The 19,638-nt window shown below is 71.3% G+C and carries 18 protein-coding genes and 1 pseudogene; 11 read left to right on the forward strand and 8 right to left on the reverse strand.

Annotation, left to right across the window (positions count from 1 at the left end):
- The first annotated feature begins 185 nt into the window (after positions 1-185).
- The 5 genes from GA0070617_RS10380 (at position 186) to GA0070617_RS10395 (ending at position 3,432) form a co-directional block, all read left to right on the forward strand.
- Positions 186-1,400 carry a helix-turn-helix domain-containing protein gene (locus GA0070617_RS10380; RefSeq protein WP_091435871.1) on the forward strand — a complete coding sequence of 405 codons (1,215 nt, stop codon included), beginning with the start codon at positions 186-188 and terminating at the stop codon, positions 1,398-1,400.
- Positions 1,401-1,605: 205 nt separating this feature from the next.
- On the forward strand, positions 1,606-1,827 hold the full coding sequence (locus GA0070617_RS10385) for a hypothetical protein (RefSeq protein ID WP_091435874.1): 222 nt from the start codon (positions 1,606-1,608) through the stop codon (positions 1,825-1,827).
- On the forward strand, positions 1,824-1,991 hold the full coding sequence (locus tag GA0070617_RS30490) for a hypothetical protein (protein ID WP_175440487.1): 168 nt from the start codon (positions 1,824-1,826) through the stop codon (positions 1,989-1,991). Before GA0070617_RS10385 ends, GA0070617_RS30490 begins: the two co-directional genes overlap by 4 nt.
- Entirely contained in the window at positions 1,988-3,175 is a 1,188-nt protein-coding gene (locus GA0070617_RS10390; RefSeq protein WP_091435876.1) for a helix-turn-helix domain-containing protein, read from the forward strand. The genes GA0070617_RS30490 and GA0070617_RS10390 overlap by 4 nt, the downstream gene beginning before the upstream one ends.
- 2 nt (positions 3,176-3,177) lie before the next feature.
- Complete coding sequence (locus tag GA0070617_RS10395) at positions 3,178-3,432, forward strand: hypothetical protein (protein ID WP_091435878.1); 255 nt, start codon at positions 3,178-3,180, stop codon at positions 3,430-3,432.
- Here the strand turns inward: GA0070617_RS10395 and GA0070617_RS10400 are convergent, their stop codons facing one another.
- The 3 genes and pseudogenes from GA0070617_RS10400 to GA0070617_RS29850 form a co-directional block, all read right to left on the reverse strand.
- Entirely contained in the window at positions 3,433-4,017 is a 585-nt protein-coding gene (locus GA0070617_RS10400; RefSeq protein WP_091435881.1) for a CYTH domain-containing protein, read from the reverse strand.
- A 291-nt stretch (positions 4,018-4,308) separates the two neighbouring features.
- Positions 4,309-4,408 (reverse strand): annotated as a pseudogene (locus tag GA0070617_RS31435) (XRE family transcriptional regulator); the annotation flags it as partial.
- Positions 4,409-4,467: 59 nt separating this feature from the next.
- Positions 4,468-5,538, reverse strand: coding sequence for a hypothetical protein (locus GA0070617_RS29850; RefSeq protein WP_139135632.1), 1,071 nt, complete (start codon positions 5,536-5,538; stop codon positions 4,468-4,470).
- Positions 5,539-5,904: 366 nt separating this feature from the next.
- Between GA0070617_RS29850 and GA0070617_RS10410 the strand changes: the two genes are divergently transcribed.
- Positions 5,905-6,099, forward strand: coding sequence for a helix-hairpin-helix domain-containing protein (locus GA0070617_RS10410; RefSeq protein WP_091435886.1), 195 nt, complete (start codon positions 5,905-5,907; stop codon positions 6,097-6,099).
- Positions 6,100-6,374: 275 nt separating this feature from the next.
- Here the strand turns inward: GA0070617_RS10410 and GA0070617_RS10415 are convergent, their stop codons facing one another.
- The 3 genes from GA0070617_RS10415 to GA0070617_RS10425 are packed head-to-tail and all read right to left on the reverse strand — an operon-like array spanning position 6,375 to position 8,273.
- A complete protein-coding gene (locus GA0070617_RS10415) occupies positions 6,375-6,629 on the reverse strand; it encodes an SRPBCC domain-containing protein (RefSeq protein WP_091435888.1) in 255 nt (84 codons plus the stop codon).
- A 40-nt stretch (positions 6,630-6,669) separates the two neighbouring features.
- Positions 6,670-7,341 carry a response regulator gene (locus GA0070617_RS10420; RefSeq protein ID WP_091435891.1) on the reverse strand — a complete coding sequence of 224 codons (672 nt, stop codon included), beginning with the start codon at positions 7,339-7,341 and terminating at the stop codon, positions 6,670-6,672.
- Positions 7,338-8,273 (reverse strand): sensor histidine kinase, encoded by a 936-nt coding sequence (locus tag GA0070617_RS10425; RefSeq protein ID WP_091435893.1) that lies wholly within the window; start codon positions 8,271-8,273, stop codon positions 7,338-7,340. Before GA0070617_RS10425 ends, GA0070617_RS10420 begins: the two co-directional genes overlap by 4 nt.
- Before the next feature lie 119 nt (positions 8,274-8,392).
- On the opposite strand from GA0070617_RS10425, the gene GA0070617_RS10430 reads away from it, so the two are divergent.
- The 5 genes from GA0070617_RS10430 (at position 8,393) to GA0070617_RS10450 (ending at position 15,737) form a co-directional block, all read left to right on the forward strand.
- Complete coding sequence (locus GA0070617_RS10430) at positions 8,393-9,172, forward strand: ABC transporter ATP-binding protein (protein ID WP_091435895.1); 780 nt, start codon at positions 8,393-8,395, stop codon at positions 9,170-9,172.
- On the forward strand, positions 9,169-11,619 hold the full coding sequence (locus tag GA0070617_RS10435; protein WP_091435898.1) for an FtsX-like permease family protein: 2,451 nt from the start codon (positions 9,169-9,171) through the stop codon (positions 11,617-11,619). The genes GA0070617_RS10430 and GA0070617_RS10435 overlap by 4 nt, the downstream gene beginning before the upstream one ends.
- Before the next feature lie 65 nt (positions 11,620-11,684).
- Positions 11,685-12,140: a Fur family transcriptional regulator gene (locus tag GA0070617_RS10440; protein WP_091435900.1), complete on the forward strand. Its 456-nt coding sequence runs from the start codon at positions 11,685-11,687 to the stop codon at positions 12,138-12,140.
- Positions 12,137-14,413 carry a catalase/peroxidase HPI gene (katG, locus tag GA0070617_RS10445; protein WP_091435903.1) on the forward strand — a complete coding sequence of 759 codons (2,277 nt, stop codon included), beginning with the start codon at positions 12,137-12,139 and terminating at the stop codon, positions 14,411-14,413. The genes GA0070617_RS10440 and katG overlap by 4 nt, the downstream gene beginning before the upstream one ends.
- A gap of 178 nt (positions 14,414-14,591) precedes the next feature.
- The gene (locus tag GA0070617_RS10450) at positions 14,592-15,737 is read left to right on the forward strand and encodes a hypothetical protein (RefSeq protein ID WP_091435906.1); all 1,146 of its coding nucleotides are present in this window, start codon (positions 14,592-14,594) and stop codon (positions 15,735-15,737) included.
- 93 nt (positions 15,738-15,830) lie between these two features.
- On the opposite strand, the gene GA0070617_RS10455 is transcribed toward GA0070617_RS10450, so the two are convergent.
- Both GA0070617_RS10455 and GA0070617_RS10460 read right to left on the reverse strand, forming a co-directional pair.
- Positions 15,831-17,393 (reverse strand): pectate lyase family protein, encoded by a 1,563-nt coding sequence (locus GA0070617_RS10455; RefSeq protein ID WP_091435908.1) that lies wholly within the window; start codon positions 17,391-17,393, stop codon positions 15,831-15,833.
- A 308-nt stretch (positions 17,394-17,701) separates the two neighbouring features.
- Complete coding sequence (locus tag GA0070617_RS10460; protein ID WP_091435910.1) at positions 17,702-19,162, reverse strand: SDR family NAD(P)-dependent oxidoreductase; 1,461 nt, start codon at positions 19,160-19,162, stop codon at positions 17,702-17,704.
- Between the last annotated feature and the right edge of the window lie 476 nt (positions 19,163-19,638).

Consider the following 19,638-nt stretch of genomic DNA (forward strand, 5'->3'; position numbering starts at 1 on the left):
TGCGATTGCGACGGATGGCCGACAGGGGGTCCGCCCGTTCAGCCCGCCGTCCGCACAATGATCGGCCACCACCGTCACACCTTTATGGACGGTCACCCGACCGGTTCACGGGTCGGTGGGCCTGAGCGCCTTATGGCGCGTACCGTGGGGTACACGATGTACCCAACCCCGGGCGAGGTGCCGTCATGACCGCCGAGCAACCCACCACACCAGGCCAGCGCGTCGAGCGACTCCGCCGAGCAGCCGGGCTCTCCCGCGAGCGCCTCGCCGGACTGAGTTCGCTCAGCCCGACCACCGTGAAGTTCATCGAGAACGGCCGGAGGGGCTTGACCCTCCGTGCGGCGCAGCAGTTGGCCCCGCACCTCGGCGTCCGGGACCTCGGTGAGCTGTTCGGTCCCACCGTCGCGCTGTCGCTCGACGTCCGGCCCAGCCACCCCGCCGTTGACGATGTGCGTCGGGCCCTGACCGCCTGGCACATCAAAATCGACGGTGACCCGGAGAGCCCCGCCTACCTGGGCGGTGCCATCGACGCCGCCTGGCAGACGTGGCACACCTCCCGGCACCAGCGCACCGAGGCCGGCCTGGTCCTGCCCGGCCTGCTCGACTCCACCCAGCGCGCCGCGCGGCTGCACGAGGGCGACGACCGGCGGACCAGCCTCGCCCTGCTTGCCCAGGCGTACCACCTTGCCCAGGCGTACCTGGCCTGGCACGGCGACCGCGAAATGGTGTGGCTCACTGTGGACCGGGGCCTGTCCGCCGCGCTGGACTCCGACGACCCGCTGGCCATCGCCCAGTCCATCTGGTACGCCGCGCACCTGCTGCGCTCCGTCGGGCGCGCCGACGAGGCAGTGGAACGGCTGCGGGAAGCACGCGGCCTCGTCGAGCCGCGAGTCGCCGACGGCGGGCCCGAGTGGGCGGAGATGCTCGCCGACCTGCATCTGTGCTCGGCGCTGACCCGTGCCCGGTCTGGTGACCAGGGTGCCTGGTCGGATTGGGATGCCGCGCGACGAGTCGTCGAGCGGGCGCTGCCAGAGGGCTACGTCGGACGGCGTACCCGCGTCTCCCGGCCGCTCGTCGACGTCTACGCGGTGATGTGCGCCGTCGACCTCGGCGACCCCGACGAAGCCCAACGCCGGGCTCACGCCTTGGACCCGGCGTCGATTCCGTCGACGGAGCGGCGTGGCCGTCACTTCGTGGAACTGGCGCGGTCGGCGGATCTGGAGGGTGCCCGGGAGGCGACACTGCATCTGCTCGCGCGGGCTGAGGCGACATCGCCGGAGACGGTCCGGTACTCGCCGCCGGCACGGGACATCGCGGCGCGGCTGGCACGGGAGGCGCCAGCGGCGATCCGGGCTGAGGCAGTCGAGCTGTCTCGGCGAATCGGTGCTTCCGAGCTGTAGGTACGCCCTGTTACCGGGTACGTGGTGTACCCCCATCGCCCGGTACTGCTGCTTAGCGTGATCGCACGGTAGCGGCAGGGAGTCGCCGACGTGCGGCGAGTTGCTCTCCCTGCCCACCAGGCGGCGGCGGAGGTCCTTCCAGCCCCGATCCTCCGTGCGGGGCACGAACTCCGCCGCCGCCTCCCACCGAGCGAGGGAGACGGCCGTGACGGTCCGGTCCGAGTTGTGCACCGAGGTACGCGCGTTCATCCGCTGGGTGCTGCGGCGGCCCGAGCCGCCCCCACCGCCGGGCACCGGCCAGGCCATCCAGGCCGCCGAGCAGGCCGCCGCCCGGGGGCGGATCCTGGCTCAGGCCGAGGCCGAGCGGACGCCGCTCGACGACACCACCCAGGTCGGCCCGGTGCCCCGGGGCGGTGAATCCCGGTGAGCGTCGACGAGCCGACCGATCCGCTCTCGATAGCCGTGGTTGCCCGTCGGGTCCTGGCCGAGCACGAGGCTGGTCACCCCTGTTGGCGGTGCACCGTCGACACGGTCGCCACCTGCCGCGAGGTGGACTGGTGGCGGGCTCAACTCGCCAGGGTGGCGTCGTGACCAACGATCTGCCGGTCGGTCGGCGGGTGGCGTACTGGCGGGCGCGGCGCAACATGTCACAGCAGGTGTTCGCCGACCGGCTCGGTAAGTCGAAGTCGTGGGTGGACAAGGTCGAACGTGGGGTACGCCGCCTCGACAAGTGGTCGGTCCTCCAGGAGGTCGCCGACACCCTCGGCGTGACGGCGGACGTCCTCGTCGACGACACCAACCCACCCGCACCCACCCCACCCACCAGCCGCAGCCCGGACGTCGAGGTCGACACCGTCCGGGCCGCACTCACCCGCCACCCGGGGATCCTGCGGCCACCCGCCGATCACGTGCCGGTTGACCCGTACAAGTATCGGGCGCGGATCGTGCACGCCGACGCCATGTACCAGCACGCCCAGTACCCGGCACTGCTCCGACTGCTGCCTGGTCTGCTCGATGACGGCCATGATCTGGCCGCTCCCGCACGGCCAGGGTTGCAGGTGCGCACGTACCGGCTCACCGCTTCGGTGCTGGTCAAGCTGGGCGCCCACGAGTTGGCCTGGCTGGCCGCCGACCGGGGCCTGTCCGTAGCCACCACCACCGACGAACCACTCCTGGAAGCAGCAGCGGCCCTGCCCCTCGGCACCGCACTACGGGTCGCCGGCCGGCACCGGGCCGCGTTCGAAACGACGATCACCGCCGCCCACCAGATCGCCCCGTTAACCCCTGATGCGGGTACGCCATCCGAACGGTCAGCCTGCGCGGCGCTGCTCGTCCAGGCCGCGCTTGCCGCCGCCGAACACGACGACCCACCGACAGTGATCGAGCTGCTCGACGGGGCGGCGACGCTGACCGGGCCGGACACTCCGGAGCGGGCCGCAGTGGACGCCGCCCGGATCACCGCGACGACCACGCTGGGCGATCACCGTACCGCCGTCGAGCTGCACGCCGCGCTGGCCGTACGGGATCGATGGTGGAGTTTGCCCGTCGAGCACCGGGCGGCGTACCTGATCGACATGGCACCGGCACACCTGTCCACCGGCGATCCGACGGCGGCGGGGCGGGCACTGCTGGACGCCGACCGACTCGCACCCGCCGAGGTACGGGTACGCCCGGCCGGGCGAGCGGTCCTGGCCGAGGTCCTGACCGGGTCGCCCCGGCCGAGCCCACACCTGCTGGCCGTGGCGCAGGCCGCCGGCATGCGGGGTGCGTGGTGAGGGTGCCGGCCGGTACGCGGCTGTCGCTCGCCGCCGGTGACTGGGCGTCGCACCTGGGGCTGCCCGGGACCGTGCCGTTGGAGGTGCGGACGGTGGCCGTGGCGATCGCGTCTGCCGGCGACGCACCGGTGGGAACGATGTGGGTACGCGGCCACCTACTGGAATGCGCCGGCCCGGCGGCGTGCGCCCGATCATGGTGCCTGCGCGTCGCCGTCCGCGTCGAGCGGCTCTACGACGCGGTGGCCGACCGTACGTGATCAGGGGTTTCGTGGGTTGGTGGGGGCTGGCCTGATGTCGTAGTCGGCGAGCCAGGAGAGCAGGTCGTCGCGGTGGGCGTGGACGAGTGAGCCGCCGGTGAAGCGGATGTCGTCGGTGACCTCTGCGACGACCTGCGGGGGTGGGAGGAAGGTGCGCGCCGCCTCGTCGGTGGTGAACTCGGCCTCAGCCAGGATCAGACCGTGCAACGGCGGGTCGAAGACGTCGATGCCCAGCGGTGGGACGCTCAGGCGGGTCTTGGACAGCGTTGCGGCGGGCAGGCCGGCGAGCAGGTCGTACTCGGCGGGGGACAGGTAGATGTTCGTGATCAGTCCCTGGAGGTGGCCTGTCCGCTGGGCGGGCACCTTCTGGGTGAGCTTGAACTCGCAGGCTCCGCCGGGGAGGCTTTCCGCGCGTCTCAGGCGCAGCCGCGTGCCCGCCAGGTACCGGTCGGTGATGCGGCGGCTGACGGTAACCGCAGCCGGCAGCGGCGGTCTGGCCAGCAGGAACCGCCTCTCCCGCTCGACCCGCGCGTACTTCCCATCGCGGACGGGCTCGTCCGGCATCGAGTTCTTCTGCGGCGTCATGCCGCTGCCACCGTGGGCCGCTCAACCATACGGAGATCTCATCACTGTCGAGGATGGCGTGCAGAGATCGGACGCTGTCGAGGAGGTGACCTGTACGGCGGAGACGGTGCGCGACACGATGTCGGGATGAAATTTCGGCAACGGCCTCGGTGGTACGGCGACTGCCCCGAGTGCGGGCACGACTGGCGAGAGCACGAGCCGCCGGAGCCGTGCAGCGAGTGCCGGTACGAGATCGACCACGGAGAGTCGGGCGCTCGCGCCATGGCCTGCACCGCCGTGGCCCCGCCGCTAGCGGGCACCTCGGTAGTAACCGGTTCTGCTCCACCCAGGTGCCGGTGACCACGGCACCGTCCACGATCAGGTCCAGGGACAGCGACGATGCCGCCGAGCCGTGATCGTTAGACCGGGTACGGCCGTCCGCAGACTTCAACCTGTCAGAGGTGGACCGCCTCAGTTGTGGCTGAACCGCTGCCGATGCCGCTCGCGGGGAGCCGCCGGTGGCAGGGTCGCAGAGGAAGCCGGCTGGTATCCGAGGCCAGCGACGCCACCCTGCCAGGGCAAGGGTTGCTGACCCGACGGTGCCGGTGGGACGCCGAGTTGAGCGATGGCGGCCACCGACTGATTCGGTGTCGCACCGACTGCGGAGGACTGGGCGACATCGACCGGCGGCACCTCGGCGATCGCCGCCGTCGCACCCGAACTGGTTCTCACGATCCGATGGGAGCCTGGCCTGAGATTGTTCCACCCCTCAAATTCTCGCAGGTCCTTCGCGGTGACTTGGCTGGGTTTGTGATATTTCTTCCCTGAACTGTGCAGCCAGTCGCTGACCACGTGCTGGGTGACGGGAGTGCCGGGAACACTGTAACCGCCTTGAACAATCCGCAAATTCTGCATGAAGGCTGAATATTCATCCCCCAACAGTGGCAATTGAGTGATCCCCGCGACGCCCCCTCCGGACCTGACGAACTCGTAGATCGGGAGCAGCCGATGACTCGACACGAAAGCCGCCAGGTGTTCGTTGCGCAGCCGGCGCGGCTTGCACGCCGGCTGCCCGGATTCATCGAGCCACTGGCTGACGATTTCCGGGGTGGGTGCGATCTCGGGGACCGCGTGTCCGCCACCTTGCTCCGGACTACTCAGCCCTCGCAGAAACTGATAGTATTCCGCCCGAGGATCCGGCGTCTCCTCGACGCCCACCGTATCACCGCGCCCATTTCGTAAAAACCGATATTTCCCTTCCCGCACCCCAACGGATTCTTCGTACTCTCGGAGTTTCTTGTTGGTGAGCCGATAGGGCAGATGTCGTTTCCCATCGATCAGGGACAAATGCTGACTGATCGACTGGAGCGTAGGCAGGGGATCCCGCGCCGGAGCACCGGCGGCAGGGGTCAGGTCAGCTGGTGTGCCAGCCCTGGAGAATCCCAAATCGGGAAACCAACTTGACGCCGGCGTACTCAGGTCCAGCGCGTCCAGATCGTCATACGAGAAGTCGGGTGAATTCAGGTAACCCTGATCAGCCATCCTGATGCACTCCTGTGGGGGCCGCTGACGCCGGACCACCTCTCAACGGAGCATCTCCCCTGGCCGTTCAAAGCTACCGAGAGGTAATGTCGTTCCGTCGCAGTTGCCGTGCTCAGGGACCCTCGCAGCTACTCGGCGGCTAACCTCGGCCCTTCGTCAAGGGCTGTCCCAAAGAAGGTTTAGTTCGCCGGGCTCGGTGAAGGTGTGAGCCAGGCGAGGGGTCGCAGCAAGAACAACTCTGGTCCATGGATCGACCAGCCCCACCGTTGCTCGGCGCGGCAACCCGAGCGCGGAGACCTAGACCGGCAGCCGGACCGGAGTACGCAGACGCGCTCCCCTACGCTTGGTGCTGATAGCGTCGCTGAGGTGACGTCCACCCTCGACACGCTGCCGAACATCGGCGCACCGGCGACCCGGGCCCTGCACGCCGCCGGCTACCGTACGCTGCGTGATCTCGCCGGGGTGCCGCGCGCCGAGCTGGCCGCGCTGCACGGCATGGGTCCGAAGGCGCTCGGCATCATCCAAACTGCCCTGGAGCAGCACGACCTGAGCCTGGGCTAGGCACCGGACTGCCGGCGACCGGCACCGGCCTCGGCCGGCCGAGGCCGGAGCGGTCCGGACTCAGGCGGGCTGGTCCGAATCAGGCAGCGGGATGACGTACGAGTCGACCCGGGCGATGAGCCCCTCGCGGAACGTGAACAGGTCGTTGAAGGCGAAGCGGAACGGGCCGTGGTCGACAGTGGCACCACGTCCCTCGCCGGTGGTGACGACGACCGGTCCGTACGAGGTCTCGTTGGGTGGTGTCGGCCATGTCGTGCTCCGTTCGGTCCGGTAGGTCAGCGTCGTAGGTAGGTGGCGAGGGCGTCGAGGATCGACGCCAGTCCGTTGGCGGCCTGGTCGGTCCGCAGCTCGGAAGGCAGCCGCCGTTGGTGGACGGTGAGGTCCGTGCCGGTGCCGGCTGCCCGGATGGTGACGGTCGTACGCAGCCCGGTGACCGGCTCGTCGAAGGACGCGGTCCACACCCGCTCCACGTCGGCCGGCAGGTGTCGGGCGGCGATCAACTCGTCGCCGTGCAGGTGCGCGCGGGCCAACGCCCGTCTCCCTCGTGCCGCGGGTCGGCTCCTGTCCCGGTCAGGGTTCACCGGTCAGCACGGCCCCGTTGCGGTACGCCCAGACCACGATGTTCACCCGGTCCCGTACCCCGAGTTTGGCCAGCACCCGGCCCACGTGCGTCTTCACCGTCACCTCGGCCAGGTGCAGCCGCTGGGCGATCTCGGTGTTGCTCGCCCCGGCCACGATCAGGTCGAACACGGCGCGTTCCCGGGCGGTGAGGGTGGCCAACGTCGGTGCCGCCGGCGCCGGCTCGGTACGGGCGGTGCCGGTCTGGGCCACCAGGCGGCGGGTGGTCGACGGGGCGAGCACCGACCCGCCCTGGTGGACGGTGCGGATCGCGGCGGTGAGGCCCTCGGCGGTGGCGTCCTTCAGCAGGTACCCGTGTGCCCCGGCGTTCAGGATGCGGGTGGCGTAGTCGTCGCTGTCGTACGTGGTCAGGGCGACGATCTTCGGCGGGTGCGCGGTGGCGAGAATGGCCCGGGTGGCGGTGATGCCGTCGGTGCGCGGCATCCGGATGTCCATCAGGACGACGTCCGGCCGGTGCCGGGCGGTGAGCGCGACCGCCTCCGCCCCGTCGGCGGCGGTGGCGACCACCCGCATGTCGTCGGCGGCGTCGACGACCATGGCGAAACCGGTACGGACGAGGTCCTGGTCGTCGGCGATGAGCACGGTGATCGGTGCCTGCGTCATGGTGCTGCTCCCTGCGGCGGCAGTGGCCAGGTGGTCGTGACGGTGAGCGCGGAACCGGTGCTGACCGCACAGTCGCCGTGGAACAGCGAACAGCGTTGCCGGATGCCGGACAGCCCCCGCCCCTCCACCATCGGGTGCGGGTCCGCCGGGTCCAGCGGACTGGTGACACTGACCGTGAGCAGCGCGGGGGACCAGCCCAGCCACAGTCGCGCCTGCGGACGCGGGGAGTGTTTGAGCACGTTGGTGAGGCACTCCTGGATCACCCGGTACACGGCCAGGTCCATCCCCGGTGCCAGGGACTGCGGCGGGCCCTCGGTCGACAGCCGTACGTCGAGGCCGGCGTCGGCGACGTTGGCCAGCAGCTCGGGCAACTCGCGCAGGCCCTTGGCGGGCCGGTCGTGGTCGTCGGAGTCGACGACCGTGAGCAGCCGCTTGACGTCGGTGAGGGTTTCCCGGCCGATGCCCGCGATCCGGTCGAACAACGGCCCGGCCACCAGCGCGTCGGCCCGGGCGGCCACCCGTCCGCCCTCGGCCTGGGCGATGATCGAGGCGAGCGAGTGAGCGATGATGTCGTGCATCTCCTGGCTGATCCGGGTGCGCTCCTCGTGGACGGCCAGCTGGGCGCGCATCGCGCTGTCCTGCTCGGCCAGCCGTCGCCGACGGTGGGCCGCGACGTTGTACACCGCGACGAGGCTGACCAGGTCGCCCGGGAACATGAAACTGTGCGAGGCCAGCACGTGCACCCCGGAGACGAGACCCACCAGGCCGAGCATCACCACCGGCGCGGTGCGACGGATCGCGAGCAGCGTGGCTATCGCCGCCGACCAGTACCACTCCTGCAGGCCGGCGAGTCCGAGCAGGAGACAGCCGGCGACAACGACAAGCGCGGTGAGGGAATCGGCTGTCAGTATTCGTCGCGTCTCCACCGGCACGGTTCCAGGATAGGCAGCGTCACCCGATCGGGGAACGCGATGTCGACACCCCTGGCCCGGTCGTACCCGAGGCGATACCACGGTATCGGCCGAATGCGTCGAGTCGATGCCCTGGACGGATGTGGCCTGCGGTTCCTCTGCATATTTTGGGTGCGGTGAGGATACCGACGAAACGCGCCGAGATGGTCACCTGCCAGGGCGTCCGGAAGACCTACGGCGGCGGTGCGGCCACGGTGGTCGCGGTCGACGGGGTCTCCGCTGACTTCGCCGCCGGCGAGTTCACCGCGATCATGGGGCCCTCCGGCTCGGGCAAGACGACCCTGATGCACCTGCTGGCGGGCCTGGACACGCCGACGGAGGGCACCGTCAGCATCGCCGGGACACCCCTGGCTGGCCTGGACGACCGCGCGCTGACCGATCTGCGCCGGGACCGGGTGGGCTTCATCTTCCAGGCGTTCAACCTGCTGCCCGCGCTGACCGCGGAGCAGAACATCGTGCTGCCGCTGCGGCTGGCAGGGCGGCGCGTCGACCGGGCGCGGCTGGCGGCGCTCACCGAGCAGTTGCAGATCGCCGACCGGCTCCGGCACCGTCCCGCCGAGCTCTCCGGTGGTCAGCAACAGCGGGTGGCGGTGGCCCGGGCGCTGCTGGCCGAGCCCGCCGTCGTCTTCGCCGACGAACCGACCGGGGCCCTGGACATCGCGACCGGGCGTAGCCTGCTGACGGGTCTGCGGGACGCGGCCCGGCAGGCCGGGCAGACCGTCGTCATGGTCACCCACGATCCGGGTGCGGCGACGTACGCCGACCGGGTCCTGGTGATGGCCGACGGCAGGATCCGGGACGAGCTGTCCGCGCCCTCCCGCGAGGCGATCGTGGCGTCGATGGCGTCAGTGGCGGTCTGACCATGATCTTCTCCCTGGCCTGGGCGCAGGTCCGTACCTATCCCGGCAGGCTGCTGGCGATCCTCGTCGCGGTGGCACTGGCGACGGGCTTCCTCGCCGCCACCGCCACCTTCGCCGCCACCTCCAGCGAGGGGCTCCGGCTCACCGCCGCGGCACCGCTCACCACCGCCGACATCGTCGTCGAGGCCCCGGACTCTGTCCACGACCGCAACTGGTACGAGGCGGCGAAGGTGCCGAACGTGCGTACCGTGGACCCGCAGTACGTCCGTACCGTCAGCGTCTTCGGCGGCTCCCGGCGCGGGTCGGCGAACGTGCAGAGCGTCGCCACCACCCCGGAGGTCCGCTGGTTCCAACTCGACCGGGGGAGCTGGCCGACCAGGGCCGACCAGGTCGTGGCGGACCGCCGCACGCTCGACGACCTCGGGGTCGACGTGGGCGACAATCTCACTTTCCGGCACGACGACGCCGAGCCGGTCCCGGTCACGGTCACCGGCTCCGCGGATCTCGGGTTCCGGCCGCTGACCGGCTCGTCGTTCCGGTTCTACGCCGCACCCTCCTTCTTCGCCGGTGACGTCCCGCCCGCGGCGTTGCTGACCGTCGACGACCGCAGCCGCCTCGCCGCCACCGTGACCGCTGTCGACCGGGCCGTCGCGCCCGGGATCTCGGTCATGGACGCGTCCGCCGCCGCCGACGAGGCGGCCTCCCGGTTCGCCGGCGGCAACACCCAGCTGGTGATCCTGATGCTGGCCTTCGCGGCGGTGGCGCTGCTGGCCTCGGTGCTGGTCATCGCGAACACCTTCCACGTGGTGATCGCCCAGCGGATCCGGCAGATCGCGTTGCTGCGCCTGGTCGGCGGGCACCGGTCCCAGGTCAGCCGGACGGTGCTCGGCGAGGCCGCCATCGTGGGCACCGTCGGGGCGCTCCTGGGCATGCTGGCCGGCGTGGCGATCGGCTACCTCGGTGCCGGCCTGCTCGACATCAGCGGAGGTGGGTTGCGGGTCAGTCCGCTGCTGCTCGCCCTCTGCGTCCTCGCGGGGGTGCTGGCCACGGTGGTCGCCGCCTGGTTGCCGGCCCGGCGGGCCACCCGGGTGCCGCCGGTGGCCGCCCTGCGGGAGGCATCCGAGCCGCCCGCCACCGCGGTTCGCGGTGGTCGTCGTCTCGTGGTGGGCCTGGTGGTCACCGCCGTCGGCGCGGTGCTGCTGGGGCTGGCCGGTGTCGGCGCCTCGCTGCCGCTGGCGTTGGTCGGCGGGGTGGTGCTCGCGGTCGGTCTGCTGGTCGCACTGCCCCGGGTGATCGCCCTGCTGCTGACGCCGACGGCCCGGCTGCTGGAGCGGCTCGGCGTCGCCGCCGGCCTGGCCGGCGGCAGCCTGAGTCAGCATGCCCGCCGGACGGCGGCGGCGGCCATGTCGGTGGTCGTCGGTGCCGCCCTGATCACCGCGTTGGCCGTGGCCGCCACGACCGGGCAGGCCACCGTGGACGCCGACCTGGAGGACCGTTATCCGGTCGCGGTGAGTGCCCGGACCGACGGCACGCCGATCGACCAACGGACCGTCGCCGCACTGGCCGCCGTGCCACAGCTGTCGGACACGACCACCGTCGACACGGTGGCGGCCCGCTTCCCCGACGGCGGCAAGGCGACCCCCGGGACGCTCGCGGCGTTGCCCGCGGGAGCCGCTGCCGAGCTGGCACCCGAACTCGCCGCCCCCGCCGCCGCGCCGGTCCTGCTGGCACCCGGGACCTACCTGGCCGAGCGTGGTCTGGTCGACGGCGACCCGCTCGACGTCGCCGCCGCCGGCACGACCGTCCGCTTCACCGTCCGGGCCTCCCGGCTGGCCGACACGACCGGGCAGCTGCTCGGCGTCACCTCCGCCGAGGCGCTCGCCACCCGGGGGGTCCCGACCGTGCCGACCACCGTCTGGGGTGTCGCGCCCGCAGGGTTCGACCGGGCCGTGCTGGCCGACCGGGTGAACGCCGTCGCCGCCGGTGACCCGGAGATCGAGATCGGCGGTGGTGTCACCGAGGGCAGCGACATCGCCCAGGTGCTGGCCATCCTGCTCGGCCTGTCGCTCGGGATGCTGGCGGTCACCGTGCTCATCGCCATGCTCGGCATCGCCAACCTGCTCGGCCTGTCGGTCCTCGAACGGACCCGGGAGATCGCGTTGCTGCGGGCCCTGGGCACCCGTCGGGGCCGGTTGTGGGCGATGCTCGGGGTGGAGGCGGTGACCATCACCGTCGTCGGTGTCGCGGCCGGCATCGCCGTCGGGGTCCCGGTCGGGCTGGCCGGTGTGACGGCGGCGGTCGGCCAGACGGCCGAGCCGGTGGTCCGGCTGCCCTGGGGGCAACTCGTGCTCCTGCCGGTTGCCGCAGTCGTCGTCGGCCTGCTGGCCAGCCTGGGGCCGGCCCGGCGGGCGACGCGAATCCCACCGGCGCAGGGGCTGACCCGCTGACCCGTACCGGGCGACGTGGGCGAGTTAACTTGATTAACTCCAGAAGAGCGGGCTAGGGTCGGTCCATGACGGCCGAGCTGGAGGCGCAGCTACGGGCGGTCTCGCTGCGGGTGACCCGGCCCCGGCTGGCCGTCCTCGCCGCGCTGCGTGACCATCCGCACGTCGACACCGACCGGGTGATCGCGCTGGTGCGGGCCGACCATCCCACGGTCTCCCACCAGGCGGTCTACGACGTGCTCCGGGCCCTCACCGAGGTCGGCCTGGTCCGGCGCATCCAGCCGGCCCGGGCCACCGCCCGGTACGAGGTGCGGGTGGGCGACAACCACCACCACGTGGTCTGCCGCTCCTGCGGTGCGATCGCCGACGTCGACTGCGCGGTCGGCCACGCTCCCTGTCTCACCGCCGCCGACGACCACGGTTTCGTGGTCGACGAGGCGGAGGTCGTCTACTGGGGCACCTGCCCCGACTGCGCGACCGACGGTACCTCCCCAAGATCCGCCAGTCCGGAAGGAAACGAATGAGCGACACCCAGGACAACGCCCCCGCCAGCGCCCAGGGCGTGGACCAGAAGGCCGCCGCCGGCTGCCCGGTCGCGCACGACTCGGTGACCGCGCAGGGCAGCGAGAGCGAGAACCCGGCGATCGACTCGCCCACGCCGAAGACCGGTGGACGGCCGCGCACCAACCGGGACTGGTGGCCCAACCAGCTCGACCTGTCGGTGTTACACGCGCACTCGGCCAAGGGCAACCCGCTGGGCGCCGAGTTCAGCTACGCCCGGGAGTTCGCCAAGCTCGACGTCGAGGCCCTCAAGCGGGACATCACCACGGTCCTCACCACCAGCCAGGACTGGTGGCCGGCCGACTTCGGCCACTACGGCGGCCTGATGATCCGGATGAGCTGGCACGCCGCCGGCACGTACCGGATCGAGGACGGCCGGGGCGGGGCCGGCGACGGCGGTCAGCGGTTCGCGCCGCTGAACAGCTGGCCGGACAACGCCAACCTGGACAAGGCCCGCCGGCTGCTCTGGCCGGTCAAGCAGAAGTACGGCCAGCAGATCTCCTGGGCCGACCTGCTGGTGCTCGCCGGCAACGTGGCCCTGGAGTCGATGGGCTTCAAGACCTTCGGCTTCGGCTTCGGCCGGCAGGACGTCTGGGAGCCCGAGGAGATCTTCTGGGGCCCGGAGGACACCTGGCTCGGCGACGAGCGCTACGCCTCCGAGCAGGAGATGGCCGCCGGCGTCGGTGCCACCGAGATGGGGCTCATCTACGTCAACCCGGAGGGGCCGCGCGGCAACGCCGACCCGCTCGCGGCGGCGCACTTCATCCGGGAGACCTTCCGCCGGATGGCGATGAACGACGAGGAGACCGTCGCCCTGATCGCCGGCGGCCACACCTTCGGCAAGACCCACGGCGCCGGTGTCGCCGACAACCACGTAGGCCCCGAGCCCGAGGGCGCGCCGCTGGAGGCGCAGGGCCTGGGCTGGCTGAGCACCCACGGCAGCGGCAAGGGTGCCGACACGATCACCAGCGGTCTCGAGGTCACCTGGACCGACCGGCCGACCGAGTGGAGCAACCGCTTCTTCGAGATCCTCTTCGGCTACGAGTGGGAGCTGACCACCAGCCCCGGCGGCGCGAAGCAGTGGGTCGCCAAGGACGCCGAGGCGATCATCCCGGACGCCCACGACCCGGCGAAGAAGCACAAGCCGACGATGCTCACCACCGACCTGTCGCTGCGGGTCGACCCGGCGTACGAGAAGATCTCGCGCCGCTTCCTGGAGAACCCGGACGAGTTCGCCCTGGCCTTCGCCAAGGCCTGGTACAAGCTGCTGCACCGGGACATGGGTCCGGTCAGCCGCTTCCTGGGTCCGTGGGTCGCCGAGCCCCAGCTGTGGCAGGACCCGCTGCCGGCCGTCGACCACGAGCTGGTCTCCGACGCCGACATCGCCGCGCTCAAGGCCAAGGTCCTGGACGCCGGCCTCAGCACCGCCCAGCTGGTCTCCACCGCCTGGGCCTCGGCCGCCAGCTTCCGGCACACCGACAAGCGCGGTGGCGCCAACGGTGCCCGGATCCGGCTGGAGCCGCAGCGCAGCTGGGAGGTCAACCAGCCCGAGCAGCTCGCCACGGTGCTGACCGCCCTGGAGGGCATCCAGCAGGAGTTCAACTCCGCCGGCGGCGCGCGGATCTCGCTCGCCGACCTGATCGTGCTGGCCGGCTCGGCCGCGGTGGAGAAGGCGGCCCGGGACGCCGGGGTCGAGGTCACCGTGCCGTTCCGGCCGGGGCGTACCGACGCCACGGCGGAGCAGACCGACGTCGAGTCCTTCAAGGTCATGGAGCCGCGTGCCGACGGGTTCCGCAACTACCTGCGGCCGGGCGAGAAGACCCAGCCGGAGGTGCTGCTCGTCGACCGGGCGTACATGCTCAACCTGACCGCGCCGGAGATGACCGTCCTGGTCGGCGGCCTGCGCTCGCTCGGGGCCAACGTCGGTGGCTCGCGCCACGGCGTGCTCACCGACCGGCCCGGTGTGCTCCACAACGACTTCTTCGCCAACCTGCTCTCCCCGGGCACCCGGTGGAAGGCGTCGGAGTCCGAGGAGCACGTCTACGAGATCCGGGACGTGGCCACCGACGAGGTGAAGTGGACCGCCACCGCGGTCGACCTGGTCTTCGGCTCGAACTCGCAGCTGCGGGCCCTCGCCGAGGTCTACGCCAGCCAGGACGCGCGGGACAAGTTCGTCACCGACTTCGTCGCGGCCTGGACCAAGGTCATGGAGCTGGACCGCTTCGACCTCTCCTGATCCCGCCGCACCCGGCGAGCCCCGGTCGATCCACCGTGATCGGCCGGGGCTCGCCGGCTTCCGCTGCCCCTCCGGCCGGATCCACGTGGGCGGTAGGGGCACGGTTGCGGGCCGCAGGGGCAGCCGACGTACCGTTTCGGCCGTCCGCCGGCGGCCCGTTGTCGGGCATGGTGGTCGGATGCGGCAGCACGGGCACGAGCGCGATACGGCCGACCGGTCAGCGGAGACCCACCCGCGACGCGACACGGCGGTACCCACCTCCGCCGGTGGCCGGCCGGTCGTGCGGGAGCCCGCCCTCGACCGGGGCCGTCCCGCCGAGCCGGGCCGCGCCCTCGACGGGCACCGGGTCGACGATGCCGCGCAGGTGTTGGCGCTGCAACGCGCGGTGGGCAACCGTGGCGTCGGCGCTTTTCTTGCCGTGCAGCGGATGATGCCGGCGCCGGCCCAGGGCCAGGCCGCCGGGCAGGCACCGGCGGCGGTGGTCAACCCCGTCGAGATCCAACAGCTGCAGGCCTACCACGCTTCCGTCAGGAACGCGCAGGTCCGGAGTCTGCTCGACGAGTTGATCCCGCATCTGCAGCGGGTCACTACCTGGAACCAGACCCCGGGTCGCGGTGGCGGGAACACCCGCAACCTCGGCCCGCCCCCGACGGGTGGGCCCAACCAGTACCAGATCAACTACGCGGCTGGCGGTACGGACTCGGAACGGATCGCCATTCTGGTACACGAGTTGACCCACGTCGCCGTCAACGAGGCGTACCACTCGGACATGCTCAACTATCCGGTGGCACCGCTGCCGGCGACCTCGACCGCGACCACCGAAGGGCAGCGGCAGACCGAGCGCATCGGCGCCACCAACCGCAACGACCTCGACAGCTTCCGGGCGCAGGTCGTCGGCAACGCCGCCACCCTCCTGGAACTGCTGCCGCAGGCGGGATTCACCCAGGCCAGGAAGAAGGAGGCGGCCGACAAGCTCAGCGCCCACACCGCGCAGAACCCACTGCACGAGTACGACGCGGTCCTCAGCCACCTGCTGGTCTGGGCCGACCACGACGGGGTCTCCCGAACGACGCCGTTCTACGAGAAGCTGACCGAGATGGTGACCGAGGCCGCCGGGTGGCGCGAGGCCGGCATCATCACCCCGACCGCCGACGCCGGCAGCCTCCCCGCCGAGCAGGCCCGGGCCCTGACGGCGCGACGCGCGATGAACGCCCCGACCCCGGCACCCGCGGCGGGTCCGTCGAACCACCGCACGATCCGCGGCCGGGCGATGAACATCCTCAACCGGCTGGCCGAGCGGCTCTCCAGGGACGACCGGAGCTGACACCCGACCGGGCGGGACCTGTCCGATCTCGACAGGTCCCGCCCGGTGCCGGGTCGTGGGACTGGTTCGCGGCCGGCGCCGCGAACTCCCTCGCTAGCCGGCGTACGTCTCGAACTCGGCGATCCGCGGCGTGCCGTTCGCGCCGGTGATGTCGAAGGTGACCTTCTTCAGCGAGGTCGCCGGGAAGGTGATCACCCCGGCCGAGGTGCCGGAGGCCAGCACGGCGCCGTTGTCGGCGTTGAGCACCCGCCAGGCACGGACGGTACCGGCCGAGCCGGCGGCCTCCCGGATGTTGATCGAGCCGATCCGGGTGGCGGTGCCCCACTTGACGGAGATCTGACCGGTCGATCCGCTCGGCGACCAGACGGTGCTCAGGTTGCCGTCGATCACGTTGCCGTAGCTGGTGCCGCTGGCCTTGCTGGAGCCGTCGGCACCGGCACCGAGGCTCAGGTTGGTGCCGCCCGGGTTGGTGGGCGGGGGGGTGGTCGGCCCCGGGGTGGGGTTGGTCGGGCCGGGCGTGGGGTTGGTCGGGCCCGGGGTGGGGTTGGTGGGCGAGCAGCCGCCGTTGGACTCCAGCAGACCCTTGTTGGCGCCGGCGGTCTGGCGGACGATGTCCGGCACGCAGCTGGCCCCGTCGAGACGGTAGGAGTACGGAATGCTGACGGTGGTGTTGGACTGCGGGTTGGGGCCGGCGGGGTTGTTGTCACCGCTGCGGGCCGACCAGGTCACGTTGTCGAAGATGTTGCCGCTGACCTGCCAGTAGCCGGCCTCGCTGGTGTAGAAGGTGCCCAGCACGTCCTTGGAGTTGCGGAAGTGGTTGTTGTCCACCTTGGCGCGCGCCCCGGCCCGGGAGTTGATGCCGGACTCGTAGAGGTTGACGTAGGAGTTGTTGTACATGTGCGCGATGCCGCCGCGCAGCAGCGGCGTACGGGAGTCGATGTTCTCGTACAGGTTGTGGTGGTACGTGATGAAGCCGTTGGAGCGGTCGCTCTCGCTGGAGCCGACCAGGCCGCCCCTGCCGGAGTTGCGCAGCACGCTGTAGGAGAGCGTGACGTACTGGACGTTGTCCTTGAGGTCGAAGAGACCGTCGTAGCCCTCCGACTCGCCGCCGGAGGCCTCCAGGGTGACGTGGTCGACCCAGACGTTGCGGACGGTGCTCTCCATGCCGATGGCGTCCCCACCGTTGGAGGTGGGCGAGCCCGACTTCTTGACGTTGCGCACCGTCACGTTGCGGATGATGATGTTGCTGGAGTCGCGGATGTGGATGCCCAGCTGGTCGAAGACCGCGCCGGAGCCGACCCCGATGATCGTCACGTTGCTGATCTGCTTCAGCTCGATCACCCCGTCGGCGGTGTTGCAACTGTTGCCGGAGACCTTGCTGGTGTTGCCGTGGTTGATGGTCCCCTGCACCTCGATGGTGATCGGGGTGCTGCTGCTGGCCCGGGTGCACAGGGCGGTGTGGATCGCGGTGCCGGTGGTGGCCCGTACCGTCTGGCCGCCGGCGCCGCCGGTGGTCCCACCGTTCTGGGTGGCGTAGCCGGAGGCGCTGCCGGGCGCCGCCGAGGCCTGGGAGGTCGGCAGGGCCACGCAGATCGCGGCGCCGACGGCCGCGGTGGCCAGCGTCGCCTGAAGTCGTCGTGCGACTGGTCGTCTCATTGCACGTCTCACCTTCGTCTGGGGAGAACTGGGTAGTGGTGGGCTGTCTGAGGTGCCGACCGGTGCGCGGCAGCCTGTGAAGCGCGCCGAACCCACCGGGGCCGCGCGGGAGGTGCGAGATCCGGGTCCATGGCGACGCGGTGCGGGGAGCCGCCACGCCGCCCGTCACCGCCGGTGGCCTCGCCCGTCAGGCCACTACCCGAACTCAGGATGAAACATCGATGAAACAGAGTGTAGGAAAGCGTTTTCCGTGAATGCAAGGGCTGCCGCTTGCAGGTTTGTTGCAGTGCCCGATGGCCCGGGGGCGGTCACCAGGCGCAGGGGGCGTAGTCCTTGAGGAAGCAGCCGTACAGGTCCTCGCCCTGCTCACCCCGGACGATCGGGTCGTAGACCCGGGCCGCGCCGTCGACCAGGTCCAGCGGAGCGTGGAAGCCGGCGTCGGCCAGCCGCATCTTCGTCGGGTGGGGCCGCTCGTCGGTGATCCAACCGGTGTCGACGCTGGTCATCAAGATGCCGTCGGTGAGCATCTCCTGGGCGCTGGTGCGGGTCAGCATGTTCAGCGCGGCCTTGGCCATGTTGGTGTGCGGATGCCCCGGCCCCTTGTAGCCCCGGCCGAACTGGCCCTCCATCGCCGACACGTTCACCACGTACTTGCGCCGGGCCGGCGCCGCCGCCATCGCCGGACGAAGCCGACTGACCAGCACGAACGGCGCGGTCACGTTGCACAGCTGCACTTCGAGCAGCTCCACCGGATCCACCTCCTGGACCCGCTGCACCCAGCTGTTGACCGGGTCGAGGTCCGGCACCAGGCCACCGGCGTCGATGGCGGTCGCCGCCGCGATCCGCTCCGGTGAGGCGGAGCCATTGGTCAGCGCCAGCGCGGTGAGCGCCTGCGGGGTGATCGCGGCCGGGGACGCCGCGGCGGTCAGGCCGGCCACCGGCTCACCGGCGCCGGCCGGCTTGCCGAAGGTGACCAGCTCCGGCAGCGGACCGTCCGGCAGGGCCGCGGCCTCCGCGGCGACCAGCTGCGCGTACGCGCCGGGGCTGCGCCGCACGGTCTGCGCCGCGTTGTTGATCAGAATGTCCAGCGGTCCCTGCCCGGCCACCGAGTCGGCCAGGGCGATCACCTGGGCGGGGTCGCGCAGGTCGATCCCGACCACGCGCAGCCGGTGCAGCCAGTCCCCGCTGTCCGGCATCGCGGCGAACCGGCGGACCGCGTCGTGCGGGAACCGCGTGGTGATCGTGGTGTGCGCGCCGTCCCGAAGCAGCCGCAGCGCGATGTACATGCCGATCTTCGCCCGGCCGCCGGTGAGCAGCGCACGCCGCCCGGTCAGGTCGCAACGGGCGTCCCGGCGCTCCCGGTTCAGGGTGGCGCAGGACGGACAGAGCTGGTGGTAGAAGGCGTCCACCTGGTGGTAGCGCTGCTTGCAGACGTAGCAGCCGCGCGGGTTGTGCAGGAAGCCGGCGGTGGCGCCGGTGGTGGGGGAGGCCAGCGGGATGCCCTGGGTCTCGTCGTCGATCCGGCCCGGGGCGCCGGTGGCGGTGGCCGCCGTCACGGCCCGGTCGGCCGCCGCGACGGTCTCCCGCCGCTGCTCCCGCCGCCGTTGCTTGATCATCTTGTAGAGCCGCGCGGTGGCCCGCTGCACCCGCACCACGTCCGGGTGGTCAGGCGGCAGCTCCTCCAGCGCCGCGAAGACGCTGAGACAGGTTTCGAGCTGGCCGTGGTCGATCCCACCCGGACCGGTTCGCGTGCTGTCGTCCGCCGTCATCCCGTTGCCGTCTCGTCCCGTTCCTGCACCAAGCCGGCCCGCGCCGGAGCCGTCGCCCGGCCCCGCCCCGTCCGGCGGCCCGTCCGGGCCGGCAGCCAGCGTACCCGGGCTGCCGGCCCGGCCGAGGTGGTGCCGTGGGTCGACCGCTCAGGGGGCCATGACCTGCCACGGGCTCTGCCCGTCCATCCATGCCCCAGCCAGGATCTCTGCCGACTTGCGACCAGGACACGGGTAGATCTTCGACCGGCCGGTGCCGCCACCGGCTCGGGCCTCGACCTCCCATGACTCTCCGTCAGTTCGAATGAACACATCGCGACGACCTCGCACGGTGCGGTCGCCGTTCCACCAGTGACGTTCGATTCTCACCTACCGACCGTATAGCGACAGGTCGGCATACGGAAAGTTGGCGACCCTGATTTGTTCGTCCGACCGGCCCGGGTACGCCCTCGCGGGTCAGCTGGAGGCCGTGTTGGACG

The organism is Micromonospora yangpuensis, assembly GCF_900091615.1.
GTDB lineage: Bacteria > Actinomycetota > Actinomycetes > Mycobacteriales > Micromonosporaceae > Micromonospora > Micromonospora yangpuensis.